This is a genomic window from Micromonospora sp. ZG13 (assembly GCF_059359355.1).
The window spans coordinates 161451-174023 of record NZ_JCADBQ010000009.1 but is presented as its reverse complement, the minus strand read 5'-3'; the positions used below and the strand labels follow the sequence as shown (position 1 = coordinate 174023).

At 75.6% G+C, this 12573-nt stretch carries 12 protein-coding genes; 7 read left to right on the top strand and 5 right to left on the bottom strand.

Going from position 1 to position 12573, the window contains the following annotated elements; genetic code table 11:
* The first annotated feature begins 152 nt into the window (after positions 1-152).
* From AC5L34_RS19940 to AC5L34_RS19910, 7 genes are all read left to right on the top strand, one after another.
* Positions 153-1151 carry a helix-turn-helix transcriptional regulator gene (locus tag AC5L34_RS19940; protein WP_101409810.1) on the top strand — a complete coding sequence of 333 codons (999 nt, stop codon included), beginning with the start codon at positions 153-155 and terminating at the stop codon, positions 1149-1151.
* Positions 1148-2212 (top strand): helix-turn-helix transcriptional regulator, encoded by a 1065-nt coding sequence (locus AC5L34_RS19935; RefSeq protein WP_494826358.1) that lies wholly within the window; start codon positions 1148-1150, stop codon positions 2210-2212. Before AC5L34_RS19940 ends, AC5L34_RS19935 begins: the two co-directional genes overlap by 4 nt.
* A 10-nt stretch (positions 2213-2222) precedes the next feature.
* The gene (locus AC5L34_RS19930; RefSeq protein ID WP_089000431.1) at positions 2223-2471 is read left to right on the top strand and encodes a hypothetical protein; all 249 of its coding nucleotides are present in this window, start codon (positions 2223-2225) and stop codon (positions 2469-2471) included.
* A gap of 208 nt (positions 2472-2679) precedes the next feature.
* The gene (gene tatA / locus AC5L34_RS19925; protein WP_121398247.1) at positions 2680-3006 is read left to right on the top strand and encodes a Sec-independent protein translocase subunit TatA; all 327 of its coding nucleotides are present in this window, start codon (positions 2680-2682) and stop codon (positions 3004-3006) included.
* Between the two features lie 17 nt (positions 3007-3023).
* Positions 3024-3974 carry a twin-arginine translocase subunit TatC gene (gene tatC, locus AC5L34_RS19920; RefSeq protein WP_494826356.1) on the top strand — a complete coding sequence of 317 codons (951 nt, stop codon included), beginning with the start codon at positions 3024-3026 and terminating at the stop codon, positions 3972-3974.
* 626 nt (positions 3975-4600) lie between these two features.
* On the top strand, positions 4601-5206 hold the full coding sequence (locus AC5L34_RS19915; protein WP_494826354.1) for a response regulator transcription factor: 606 nt from the start codon (positions 4601-4603) through the stop codon (positions 5204-5206).
* Positions 5207-5347: 141 nt separating this feature from the next.
* Positions 5348-5929 carry a response regulator transcription factor gene (locus AC5L34_RS19910; protein ID WP_441177660.1) on the top strand — a complete coding sequence of 194 codons (582 nt, stop codon included), beginning with the start codon at positions 5348-5350 and terminating at the stop codon, positions 5927-5929.
* A gap of 63 nt (positions 5930-5992) precedes the next feature.
* On the opposite strand, the gene AC5L34_RS19905 is transcribed toward AC5L34_RS19910, so the two are convergent.
* From AC5L34_RS19905 to lanKC, 5 genes are all read right to left on the bottom strand, one after another.
* On the bottom strand, positions 5993-7840 hold the full coding sequence (locus tag AC5L34_RS19905; protein ID WP_494826352.1) for an ATP-binding cassette domain-containing protein: 1848 nt from the start codon (positions 7838-7840) through the stop codon (positions 5993-5995).
* On the bottom strand, positions 7837-9567 hold the full coding sequence (locus AC5L34_RS19900; RefSeq protein ID WP_494826350.1) for an ATP-binding cassette domain-containing protein: 1731 nt from the start codon (positions 9565-9567) through the stop codon (positions 7837-7839). Before AC5L34_RS19900 ends, AC5L34_RS19905 begins: the two co-directional genes overlap by 4 nt.
* A 73-nt stretch (positions 9568-9640) precedes the next feature.
* The gene (locus AC5L34_RS19895; protein ID WP_089003486.1) at positions 9641-9760 is read right to left on the bottom strand and encodes a SapB/AmfS family lanthipeptide; all 120 of its coding nucleotides are present in this window, start codon (positions 9758-9760) and stop codon (positions 9641-9643) included.
* A gap of 71 nt (positions 9761-9831) precedes the next feature.
* Positions 9832-9951 carry a SapB/AmfS family lanthipeptide gene (locus tag AC5L34_RS19890; protein WP_013734295.1) on the bottom strand — a complete coding sequence of 40 codons (120 nt, stop codon included), beginning with the start codon at positions 9949-9951 and terminating at the stop codon, positions 9832-9834.
* A gap of 6 nt (positions 9952-9957) precedes the next feature.
* A complete protein-coding gene (gene lanKC, locus AC5L34_RS19885; protein WP_494826346.1) occupies positions 9958-12558 on the bottom strand; it encodes a class III lanthionine synthetase LanKC in 2601 nt (866 codons plus the stop codon).
* Between the last annotated feature and the right edge of the window lie 15 nt (positions 12559-12573).

The window sequence follows — 12573 nt, the reverse complement described above, 5'->3', positions numbered from 1 at the left end:
GGGCTCCGGCGCGGTCACCGGGCCACGGTAGGGTCGTCGCCGGTCCGCCGTCCGCCGCCCGGCGTCCGACGGGGCCGGCCGGTCGCGACGCGCCCCACGTCCTGCCCGCGTGGGTGCACGGGCGCGGCGCGTGGGCTGCTAGCGTCTACCGCGTGTCGCGGACCCGCACCGAACGCCTGGTCAACCTGGTTATCTGCCTGCTGTCCACGCGACGGTTCCTGACCGCCGCGCAGATCGCCGCGACCGTGCCGGGCTACGAGCACGATCCGGACGACGCGCGTGACCACGAGGCCTTCCAGCGCAAGTTCGAGCGGGACAAGGCCGAGCTGCGTGAGCTGGGCGTGCCGCTGGAGACCGGGACGGCCAGCGTCTTCGACGCGGAGCCCGGCTACCGGATCGCCCACCGGGAGTACGCGCTGCCCGACATCCCCCTCGAACCGGACGAGGCCGCCGCCGTCGGCATCGCCGCCCGGCTGTGGCAGCACGCCGGCCTGGCCGCCGCCGCCTCCTCGGGGCTGGCGAAGCTGCGTGCCGCCGGCGTCGACGTGGATCCGCAGGCCACGCTGGGCCTGGAGCCGATGGTGACGGTGGATCCGGCGTTCGCGCCGCTCACCGCGGCCGCCCGGGACCGGCGCGAGGTCAGCTTCGACTACCGGGTCCCCGACCGCGACGACCCGACCCGTCGCCGCCTCCAGCCGTGGGGCGTGGTCTGCTGGCGGGGTCGCTGGTACGTCGTCGGGCACGACCTCGACCGCGCGGCGACGCGCTGCTTCCGGCTGTCCCGGGTGGTCGGCACGGTCCGGGCGACCGGCGCCCCGGGGGGCTACGAGCCGCCGGCCGGGGTCGACCTGATCAGCCACGTGGCCCGCTGGTCGGGGCCGGCGGAGCGCACCGGGCGGGCCACCGTGCTGGTCGCCGCCGGGCGCGCGGCCGGGCTGCGCCGCTGGGCGGTCGGCGTCACCGCCGGGCCCGACGGCGACCGGCTGGTGCTGCCGTACGCCGACGCGGACGTCCTCGCCGGGCAGCTCGTCGGCTACGGTCCGGATGTGCGGGTGCTCGATCCCCCCGAGGTGCGTGACGCGGTGATCCAGCGGCTCAAGGAGATCGCCGCGCGGCACGAGGACCTCGCGGTCGCCGGGGGTGTCCGGTGACCCGCCCGGCCGCCCGGGGCGGCTCCCGCGCGTCGGCCGACCGGCTGGCCCGGCTGCTCAACCTGGTGCCCTACCTGCTGGCCCGGCCCGGCATCGAGCTCGCCGAGGCGGCGGGGGACCTGGGCGTCACCGAGCGGCAGCTGCGCGAGGACCTGGAGCTGCTGTGGGTGTGCGGGTTGCCCGGCTACGGCCCGGGTGACCTGATCGACATGGCCTTCGACGGCGACCGGGTGACGATCACCTACGACGCCGGCATCGACCGGCCGCTGCGGCTCACCCCCGACGAGGCCCTCGCGTTGGTGGTGGCGCTGCGGATGCTCGCCGAGACGCCCGGGGTGACCAACCGGGAGGCCGTCGAGCGGGCGCTCGCGAAGATCGAGCACGCGGCCGGTGACCTGGTGGCGGCGCCGGTCGAGGTCCGGCTGCCCGCCGACACCCGACGGGTGGAGGAGCTGCGGTCGGCCGTCGAGAGCGGCCGGGCGCTGCGCATCACCTACTACACGGCCGCGCGGGACGAGACCACCGAGCGGGTCGTCGACCCGCTGCGCATGCTCATGGTCGGCGGGCGGGCGTACGTGGAGGCGTGGTGCCGCCGGGCGGAGGCGGTGCGGCTGTTCCGGGCCGACCGCATCGACGCGGTCACCGAGCTGGACGAGCGGGCCGTCGTGCCACCGCAGGCCCGCCCGCACGACCTCACCGAAGGCGTGTTCCGCCCGTCGCCCGACCTGCCGCTGATCACGCTGCGCATCGGCCGGGGCGAGCGGTGGCTCACCGAGTACTACCCGTGCGAGCGGGTCGAGGCCGGTGACGGCGACCACTGGCTGGTCTCGCTGCGGGTCACCGACCTGGGCTGGGCCCGTCGCTTCGTGCTGGGTCTGGGTTCGGACGTAGCGGTGGTCGCGCCGGTCGAGCTGGCCGAACAGGTCCGGGCCGCGGCGGTCGCGGCCCTCGACGCGTACGCCTCGCCGGCGCCGGCCGCACCGCGCGGGCCGGCGGATGTCGCGGCCACGGCGCGGGCGGTGTCGCCGGCCGACCCGGCGGTGACCGTGAGCACCCAGTAGGCTGGCCGCCGTGGTGAAGTGGATCGTGCTCGCGGTGGTGCTGTTCGCGCTCGTCGTGTTCGTCCTGGCCCTGCGGCCGGTGCTGACGCGGCTGCCCCGACTGCGTCGCGCGGCCGTGGCCCTGCAACGCCGGGCGGGCGAGGCGGAGGCGCTGCGGGCGACCGCCGAGACCCTCCAGGCGCGGGCGGAGGCCCTCCAGGAGCAGCTCGACACCGCTCAGCGGCGGATGGCCGTGATCAAGGCGAAGCGCGGCGGCTGATCGGTCGGTGCCCGGTTCCTGCGCGAAGCGGCCCGGTTGCACGCAGGAACGATCCGGCGGCAGGTGGTTGACGGGACGTCCCGCGTTGGTCAAGACTTCACCGGCCGGGACGAACCACCACCACCCGGCGGGTGGCAACGGCCGTCGGCGCACGTACGATGGGCTGCGGTACACCCCTCACGACGACACAGAGCGACTGGAGCTTCCCATGGGTGCCCTCAAGCCGTGGCACATCGCCGTACTCGTGGTCGTGCTGATCCTGCTCTTCGGCGCGAAGCGGCTCCCCGACGCGGCCCGTTCGCTGGGCCGGTCGCTGCGGATCATCAAGGCCGAGACCAAGAGCCTGCACGACGACGACCGTGACCTCGCCGAGAAGGCCGACGCGCAGTCCGGCTACCAGCCGCTCCCGCCGCAGACCGTCCAGGGCCAGCCGTACGCGCCGCCGCCCGCCGGCCAGCAGCCGCACGTCGCCCCGCAGCAGCAGCCGTACGCACCCCCGGTCAACGACCCGGTGCAGCGCGTCCGCGACAACTGACCGAAGGGCCCGAGACCGTGGCCTTCGCCCTCAAGAAGCGCGGCCCGAGCAGCTTCGTGCGGGCCGCCGACGGCTCGATGACGCTCATCGAGCACATCCGCGAGCTGCGCAACCGGCTGTTCAAGGCGTCGCTGGCGATCCTCGTCGGCTTCGGCTTCGGCATCTGGCTCGCCGGGCCGGTGCTGAACGTGCTGAAGCGGCCGTACTGCGATCTGCCGCAGGCGCGGACGACCAACGGTGCCTGCGACTTCGTCCAACTCGGCCCGGCCGACCTATTCCTGCTCAACCTGAAGATCGGGCTCTGGGTCGGGCTGATCATCGCCGCGCCGGTCTGGCTCTACCAGCTCTGGGCGTTCATCGCGCCCGGCCTGCACCGGCACGAGCGGCGCTACGCGTACGTCTTCACCGCGCTGGCGGCGCCGCTGTTCGCCGCCGGCGCGGTGCTGGCGTACTTCGTGACCGCGAAGGGTCTGGAGTTCCTGCTGGACATCTCCGGCAGCGACATCAACACGACCCTGGACATCACCCGTTACGTCTCGTTCGTCACCAACCTGATTCTGCTGTTCGGGGTGGCGTTCGAGTTCCCGCTGCTGGTGTTGATGCTGAACTTCGTCGGCATCGCCAGCGCGAAGCGGCTGCTGAGTTGGTGGCGGATCGCGGTGTTCGTGTTCTTCGCGTTCTCCGCCGTGGTCACGCCGACCCCCGACCCGTTCGGGATGACCGCGCTGGCGCTCTGTCTCTGCGCGCTCTACTTCGCGGCGGTCGGGGTGGCGTTCCTCAACGACAAGCGCAAGGGACGCGGCAAGGAGATCTACGCCGGCATCGACGACGACGAGGTCTCGCCGCTGACGCTCGACCCCGACCCGGTGGAGGCCGGGCAGCGGGTGGACGCCAGCGCGCCGATCGCCGCCCCGGAGCCGGTCGCCGCGCCAGCGCCGATCGAGCGCCGCTACGACGACATGACCTGACCGCCGGTCGTCCTCGTGCCGCACGGAACAAGCCCTCCCTCGCCGGAGGGCTTGTTCCGTTGGCGGCCGGCCGTCGGGCCGCCCCGGTCGACCAGCGGCAGCGAGCGCCCCGGTGTGCCACGGTGGCGCCCCTAACGCATGCCGCGCCAGCCGTCAGCCCGCAGTCGGCAATCCGTCACGAGGCATCCACGAGCTGCAATCGGGTAAGCAGATCTTTACGATGTGTCGACGTGTCCGACGAGGGAGGTCGCTGTCCAGTGCGTCGCCCGACGTTTCGTCGTCCACCCGTGACCGGGGTCGAGACCACCTCCCGGCCGCGGCGGTGCGGCGTGCCCGTCGCCTGGTGCGTCGTGCGCTCGACGAGGACTGACGGCGGACCGCTGCCCGCCCCGGGCGACCGGTTTCCCGGGGTGAGTGCCCGCCCCGGCTGAGTCCCGGCGGGCCCACCCGCGCGGTCGTCCGGCCCCGCTGGCCGCACTCCGGCGCGCCGGGCCGCCCGAACGCCCCTGACCGCCCGATCGCCGTCTGTCGCGCTTCATGATCCAGTCGTTCCCTCCGGCCGGCCTGCCGGGTCCCGTCAACGGGACCGATCGCCGCCCCCGCACCCCCAGATCGGAGCTAACGCGTTGATCCGCGTCGTCGTTGTCGAGGAGATGGGACTGCTGCGCACCGCCCTGTGCGCGGCACTGTCGAGCGAGGAGGACATCGAGGTCGCCGCCGAGGTGACCGGGGTGGAGGACCTGCCCGCCCTGGTGCGCCGGCATCGGCCGGACGTGGTGCTGGTGGACCTGGCGCCGGACGCCCCGCACCCGGTCCAGGTCGTCGCCCACATTACCGAGGCCATGCCCGACTCCGCCGTGCTCGCCATGGGGCGGCGGTGGAGCCAGCAGCTCATCGGGGACCTGCTGGCCGCCGGCGTACGGGGCCTGGTCGGCAAGGACGCCTCGCTGGAGGCGCTGGTCGGCGCCGTACGGGAGCTCGCGGCCGGCGGGAAGGTCATCGACGCGGACGCCGCCGTGACGGCGCTACGGCCCGCGTCGAGCCCGCTGACGCGTCGCGAGGTGGAGGTGCTGCGCGTCGCCGCGGAGGGCCTGCCGCTCAAGGAGATCGCCCGCCGGCTCTACCTGGCGCACGGGACGGTACGCAACCACCTGTCGGCGGTCATGCGCAAGACCGGCGCGCGCAACCGGATGGAGGCGGTGTGGCGCGCCCGACGCGACGGCTGGATGTAGTCGCGTCCACCGTGGGGCGCCGGTTCCGTTCACCTCCTCGTCCAGCCTGGACGGTGGCGGACCGCTCACCGAGCGGAACCGGCCGAAGCGTGTTTAGATTCTGACGGTCCGTGATCTGTCCGACGACGCTCCGGAGGGTCAATGGTGATCCGTACGCTGCTCGCTCTCGACGGTGCCCTGGTCCGTGGCGCCCTGTCGCTCGTCCTCGCCGCCGAGGCGGACATCAGCGTGGTGGCGGAACTGGACCGGGGCGACGCCCTGCCGCCGGCGGTCCGAACGCGGCGTCCCGACGTCGCGGTCGTGGATCTCGACCTCATCGGGGAGACGGGCATGGCGGGGCAGTGCCCGCTGCTGGTGCTCGCCGACCGGCGCCGGGCGCGCAGCCTGCACCGGGTCTTCGTGCCGGGGCGCACCGTCGGGATCCTCGGCAGCGACGTCTCTCCGCACCGGGTGGTGGACGGCATCCGGCGGCTGGCCCGTCGCGAGTCGGTGGTCGACGCCGACCTGGTGATGGCGGCACTGAGCCGCGACAGCCCGCTCACCTCGCGGGAGACCGAGATCCTCGACCTGACCGCGGCCGGGGCGCCGGTCGTGGAGGTCGCCCGGACGCTCGGGCTCGCCCCGGGGACCGTACGCAACCACCTCGGCCGGATAGCCCGCAAGGCGGGCGCGCGCACGAGGGTGGAGGCCGTGCGGGTCGCCCGCGAGGCCGGCTGGATCTGACGACCGCCCGGGCACCCGCGCCTGGACCGACGGCTGGACCGCGACGGTGGCGGCGGCGGGTGCTCAGGCCCGGCCGAGTGGCACGCGGGCCGGCGGTGCCACGTCCTCCCAGTGCCCGACCAGCTCACGGTAGACGGGCGAGCGCACCAGCAGGTCGTCGTGGGTGCCGACGAGGGGGCGGTCGCCGTCAAAGACCACCACCCGGCGGGCGCGGGTCGCTGAGCTGATCCGGTGCGCGATCACCACCAGGGTGCCGCCCCGGCGGGCGAAGGCGTGCTCGACGGTCGCCTCCAGGGTCGGGTCCAGGTGACACGTCGCCTCGTCGAGGATCACCAGCGGCGCGGGGGCCAGGTAGGCCCGGACCGCGGCGACGAGTTGGCGCTCCCCGGCGGAGAGGTCGGCGGGGTCGAGGTCGGCGTCGAGGCCACCGAGGCGGCTCAGCAGGGGACCGGCGCCGAGGGTGCGTACGGCGGCCAGGACCGTCGCGTCGTCCACCCCGGGGTGCAGGTAGCGCAGGTTGTCGCCGAGGGAACCGGTGCGCACGTACGCCTCCTGCGGCAGGAGGACCCGCAGCCGGGCCAGCTCCTGCGGCGCGGTGCCGGCGGTCGGCACGCCGGCCAGGTGGACCGTGCCGGACTCCGGTGGCACGAGCCCGGCGACCAGCGCGGCCAGGGTGGACTTGCCGGCGCCGCTCGGCCCCACCACGGCCACGTGCTCGCCGGCCGCCACGGTCAGGGTGAGGTCGGTCAGGACGGGGCGGGCGTGCGGGCCGTACCGGAAGGTCAGCCCCCGCAGCGCGACCGCCGGCGGCGCGCTGCCGCTGGCGGCTTTCCCGGCCGGGCCGGTGCGGGTCTGCGGGCCGGCGGCGAGGGGAGACGACGCGGCGTCGTCGCGGGTCGCCGGGTCGGCGGCGCCGTCGGTCGCCGGGCCGGCGGACGGCAGGGGAATGGGCCCCGGCGGCGGGCTGGTGCGCAGGATCCGGTCCAGGGTGACGGCGTAGCGCAGACCGCCCCCGCCGACACCCTGCACCACCGCGTGCAGGGCCGGTTGCAGCCCGGTGGTGACGTAGACCAGCGCGCCCAGCACGGCCCCGGCGCTGAGCCCCTGCCGGACCAGCCACGGCGCGGCCAGCACCAGCACCACCACGGGCAGCCAGCCGCCCACCCCGAGGCTGAGGCTGCGCAGCGCCGCCATCCGGGCCAGCGTCCGCTCCGCGTCGGCCTGCGCCCTGACCCGCCGGTCCACGTCGCACACCACGCGCTCCTGCGCGCCGCAGGCCACGACGTCGCGGTGCCCGGCCAACGCCGACGCGGCCGAGCGGCCGAGCCGCTCGCCGGCGCTCACCTGCGCCCGCTGGTGCGCCACCATGGCCGGCAGCGACGCGGCGAACACGGCCAGCCCCACCAGCAGCGGGGCGGCCACCGCGCCCGCCAGCGGTGGGGCCAGGGCGAACAGGCCGAGCAGCGCCGCGCCGGCGGTGAACAGGAACCCGCGGACCACCAGCAGCAGCCCGCCGAAGGTGTCCCGGACCACCTCGACCTGATGGGTCAGCCGGGCCACGGTGGCGCTGTCCGCCCGGCCGCCGGCCCGGGTGGCGTCGCGCAGCGCCCCCCACACCACCCGGGCGGCCAACTCGTCGCGGAACGGCTCGACCACGGCGCCGAGGCTGCGGTACACCCGGCCGCTGGCCGCCGCGCCGACCAGCACCGCCGCGGCGAGCCCGGCCAGCCAGGCCAGCCCGGTGCCGAACTGGCCGGCCAGGAAGCCCCGGTCCACGGCCCGGGCCACGAGCGCGCCGCCGAGCAGCGCCGGCAGGGCCTCGACGGCCGACCAGGCGGCCAGCCGGCCCAGCGCCCGGCGGCGGGCCCGCAGCGCCGCCCAGGTGGTCCGGCGTACGCCGGGGCCGCTCATCGGGCGTCCCCGTTGGGCGCGAAGACCGCCCGGTAGGCCGGGTCGGACCAGAGCCGCCGGTGCGGCGCCACGGCCCGCAGCCGCCCGCCGTCGAGCCACGCCACCAGGTCGGCCGCCGCCGCCGTCGCGGCGCGGTGGGTCACCACGAGTCGGGTACGGCCGCCGGCGCCGGTGGCCACGGCGCGGGCGATGCGGTGTTCGGTGGCGGTGTCGAGGCTGGACGTGGCGTCGTCGAGGATGAGCAGCCGCTCGGCGGGGAACGCGCGGGCCAGCCCGAGGCGCTGCGTCTCGCCGCCGGAGAACGGCGCGTCCGCCAGCCGGGTGCGGAAGCCCTCGGGCAGCCGGGCGACGACGTCGGCGACCTGCGCCGCGCGCGCCGCGGCCAGCACCGCCGGGGTGGCCGGGGCGGCGTCGGCGGGCGGTCGTGCCGCCGTGGCGGGCAGGCCGAGCCCGATCGCGTCGTGCACCGTCTCGCCGACCAGGACGGGCCGGTCGAAGGCGTGGCCGACGGCCCGGCGCAGCGCGGGCGGGGCGAGCCGGCGCAGCGGCGCCCCGTCCAGCAGCACCTCGCCGCTGTCCGGATCGTGCAGCCGGCCGGCCACCGCGGCGAGGGTCGACTTGCCGGCGCCGGAGCGGCCGACGACGGCCAGGGTGGCGCCCGCCGGTACGGTCAGGTCGATCCCGTCGAGGACCGTTCGCCCGTCGTCGGCGCGTACGCCCACCCCGCGCAGCCGCAGTTCCCCCCGCCCGGGCGGCAGGGGCTCGGTGCCGTCGGGGCGTACGGGGTGGGCCAGCGGTTCGGCGATCCGGCTGGCCGCCGCGCGGCTGCGCACCAGCCGGTTCAGGGTGGCCAGCACCGCGCCGAGCCCGGCGCCGAGGGCCGCGTACTGCACGGCGGCGACGAGCTGGCCGGGGGTGAGCCAGCCGACGGTCAGCGCATACCCGCCGACGGCCACGACGGCCACCTGGAGCAGCGGGCCGACGGCGGCGGTGCGGGCGCTCGCCCTGGCCAGCAACCGCCAGCTGAGCAGTCCGTACCCGCGCAGTTCCGGCAGGGCCGCGAGCACCCGGTCGCGTTCCCGGTCGACGGTCGCGGCGGCGGCGATGGTGCGGGCACCGCCGAGAGCCTCCAGCAGCCGGCCGGCGATGTCCCCCAGCACCCGCTGGTAGCCGGCCACGGCGGCGGAGGCGTCCGTGACGAAGGCGCGCATGAGCAGCGTGAGCAGGGCCAGCCCGCCGAGGAGGGTGAGGCCGAGCAGCGGTTCGAGCAGGGTGAGCGCCACGACGCTGCCGACCGGAGGGAGCAGCGCGACGACGCCCAGTACCACGGCGGTGCCCGCCTGCCCGGCGTCGGCGGCCTGCCCGACGAGTCGGCCGACCAGGTCGCCCACCGGATGGCGGCGGACGGTGCGCACGTCGCAGGCGAAGAGGTGACGCAGCAGGCGCCGGCGAAGCCGCGCGGTTGCCCGGGCCGCGCCGTATCCGCTGGCCACGTCGCCGAGGATGTCGGTGAGCATGAGGACGGCGATCAGGCCGCAGGCGGCGGCCGGCCACCAGGCGCCACCGTCGCCGGCGACGGCGGCGTCGACCGCGAGCCCGAGCGCGGCGGGCAGGGCGAGTTCGGCGGCGGCGCCGGTGAGCGCCACCGCGCCGAGCAGGACCGTCCATCCGCCGCCGTCGCGGACCACCCGGCGCAGCAGCCGGTCGGAGCCGGTCGGCGTCCGCATCGGTCCTCCCGCAGAAGACGTGCGGCCCTGGGCGGACACGTCCATCCGCCCAGGGCCTCGCGTGATGACCTGATCAGTTGCAGGTCGTGACGGACAGCGAGCTGTCGCCGCAGAGCAGCAGGCTCGCGCGGCTTCCGCCGCCGGTGCGGTCGGCGGGGGCCATCTCCATGCCCTGAAGGTCGAGAAGCGCCATGTCGATCATCTCCTTGTGTGCTGGTCGGTCGGATGGTCGTGCCCTGCATGTCGCCGGTGAAGGCGTTCGGTTCAGTTGCAGGTCGTGACGGACAGCGAGCTGTCGCCGCAGAGCAGCAGGCTCGCCCGGCTGCCGCCGCCGGTGCGGTCGGCGGGGGCCATCTCGAGGCCCTGGAGGTCCAGAAGCGCCATGTCGTGTCACCTCCTTCCGTGCTGGTCGGTCGGGTCGGTCGCCCTCGCCGAGGCGAGGGAGTCGGGGGCGCCCGCCAGGGGCGCGAGGAACGGCAGGCTCACCGGGTCGTCGGGCCGTGCGGCGGCCAGGGCCAGCAGCACGCCGGCGGTGCCGGTGCCGAGGTCCATGGACAGCCGCAGCAGCTGCTCGCCCGGGAACGCGGTGCCGTCGCCGTAGGGCAGGGCGTGCCAGGCCAGCCGGGCCACCTGGGCGTCGCGTTCGCGGCGGCGCTGCGGATCGTCGGGGTACGCCGCCAGGTAAACCACGATCCCGGCCCGCCCGGCGAAGAGGCCGGACTGCGCGTAGAACGGGGACCGGGCGGCGCGGCGTACGCCGGCGCTGGCCTCGGCGAAACGCTCGTCGGCGCGGTGACGCAGGTACTCGTCGAGCACCAGCCCGATGCCGACGCTGCCCTGCCCGAGGTAGGGCATGGTGCGCCAGCCCTCGTTGACCTCCAGCGCGCCGTCGGGGCGTACCACGCAGCGGCGCAGGTCCTGGCGCAGGGCCGTGGCGGCGTGGTCCAGCAGGGACTGCTCGCCGGTCAGCTCGTGCAGCCGCACCAGCAGCAGCGCCGGCCCGGTCCGGCCGCGCAGCAGCCCGGCGTACGGGTTGCGCCCACCGCTGATGTCCGGCCCCGGGTCGTCGGCGAGCTGGTCGACCACCCGCTCGGCGACCCGCCAGGCCGCGTCGCGCAGTGCCGTCTCGCCGGTGCGCCCGGCCAGCTCCGCCAGGTTGAGCGCGATGCCGGAGAGGCCGCCGGAGAGGCTGTGGTCCAGGCCGTCGAGCGGCTGGCGCAGGCAGATGTCGAGCACGTCGAGGGCGTCCTGCCGGCGGCCGAGCGCCTCCAGTGCGTACGCGACGCCGTGCAGGCCGTCGTAGAAGCCGCACCGGGTGCCCGAGGCGGGCGCGGTGGCGTGGCGGACCAGCCACCGCTCGTGTTCCGGCCATTGCCCGGCGCCGCTGACGTGTAGGGCGTACAGGACGCCGGCCGCGCCGTGGGCGAGGTTGAGCCCGCCGCTGCGGAACTGCTCGATGTCACCGGGGAAGAGCCGGTCGCCCCGCTGGGGTGTCGCGCTGGCGAGGATCGCCCGGGCGAGGCGGTCCCGGTGGGCCGGCCCGACGTCGACCGTCAGGTCGGGCGCCGCTCCGGCGTCCGACGCCTCGGCGCCGGTGATCTCCCGTACGGCGGCGTCGAGGAGGTCCCTCGGCACCGGGAAGTGCGCGGCGATCACGTCGGCGAGGTGCGCGGCCTTGTCCGGCCCGAGCCGGACGAGCTGGGTCAGTGGCAGGAACAGCGCCAGCCGCAGGCAGGCCAGGGCGTACCGGTCGACGGCGGGACCGGTGCGGTCCCGGGGTGCGGCGAAGCCCTGGTTGCGCAGGCCCGGCCGGCGGTGACCGTCGATCGGCGCGGTGACCTCGAAGTCGACCAGCGCGATCCGGTCGTCCGGGCGGACCATGACGTTGAACAGGTGCAGGTCGCCGTAGACCAGGCCGCGGTCGTGGATCGCCGTGACAACCTCCTCGACCTGCCGGTGCACGTCCAGCGCCCACCGGGTGTACTCGGCACGGTCGGCATCCGTGGCGTCGGCGTCGATCAGCGGGTACCGGTCGACCAGCACCTTGTTCAGCGCGCGGCCCTCGATGAACTCCAGCGCGAGGAACCGGTGCTCACCGAGGGTGAACTCGTCGTGCACCCGGGGCACCTGGGGCAGGTCGGCGAGGCGGCGCAGCGCGTCGGCCTCCCGGGCCAGGCGGGCGACGGCGTCGGTGCCGTCGGCGTCGAGGCCGGCGTGCGGCCGGGCCTCCTTCAGCACGACCTGGGTGTCGGTGCGCACGTCCCGCCCGACGTAGAGACCGCCGCCGTTGGAGAAGTGGATGACCTTCTCGATCCGGTACGGCACCTCGTCGGTGCTGGTGGCGTTGCGGGCGGCCAGGTGCGGGGCGAGGAAGTCGGGCAGGGTCACCCAGGACGGCACGTGGAACACGGGGTCGCGGCGGTCGGGCACCAGCGTGCCCGTGTCGTCCTCGATCGCCGGGACCACCTGGCCGTCGGGGGAGTGGCAGTAGCGGGCGGCGAAGCCGCCGTAGCGCACGTGCACCGGGCCGGCGCCGTGGCGCAGGTCGCTGAGGATGTACGGGCCCGGTTCGCCGGCGAGCAGCTCGTCGAGCTCCTTGCACACCAGCTCCAGCTCCGCGTCGTCGCGGGGGTAGACCGTGACGAACTTGCCGCTGGCCGCCCGGGAGGCGTACTTGGAGTTGCGCAGCAGCAGGGTGCGCGGGCCGCGGAGGAACTTGAAGGACAGGCCCCGCGGTACGCAGTAGTCCCAGATGGTGTCGAGCACCCGCTCGGCGTTGCCCAGCGTCGCCGACACGTGGATCTTCCAGCCCTGCTGGGGCAGCGTGCCGCCGTCGGGGGCGTAGATCAGCCAGTCGTCGAGCGGCTCGGAGCGCCAGCCGTCGGGTACGGGTCGCTGCGCCGCTGCGAACGTGGGCTGCTCGACCGCGCTGCCGAGGGAATCGTAGAAGAGCCGGTCGGCGGCGCAGTAGCTGTCGTAACGCTCGTCCACCGTGACGACTCCCTC

Bases quoted from the DNA above. Each gene is read 5' to 3' on its own strand.
- AC5L34_RS19890 (WP_013734295.1), bottom strand. From the start codon at position 9,951: ATGGCGCTTCTGGACCTCCAGGGCCTCGAGATGGCCCCCGCCGACCGC.
- AC5L34_RS19905 (WP_494826352.1), bottom strand. From the start codon at position 7,840: ATGAGCGGCCCCGGCGTACGCCGGACCACCTGGGCGGCGCTGCGGGCC.
- AC5L34_RS19910 (WP_441177660.1), top strand. From the start codon at position 5,348: ATGGTGATCCGTACGCTGCTCGCTCTCGACGGTGCCCTGGTCCGTGGC.
- tatA (WP_121398247.1), top strand. From the start codon at position 2,680: ATGGGTGCCCTCAAGCCGTGGCACATCGCCGTACTCGTGGTCGTGCTG.
- AC5L34_RS19895 (WP_089003486.1), bottom strand. From the start codon at position 9,760: ATGGCGCTTCTCGACCTTCAGGGCATGGAGATGGCCCCCGCCGACCGC.
- AC5L34_RS19900 (WP_494826350.1), bottom strand. From the start codon at position 9,567: ATGCGGACGCCGACCGGCTCCGACCGGCTGCTGCGCCGGGTGGTCCGC.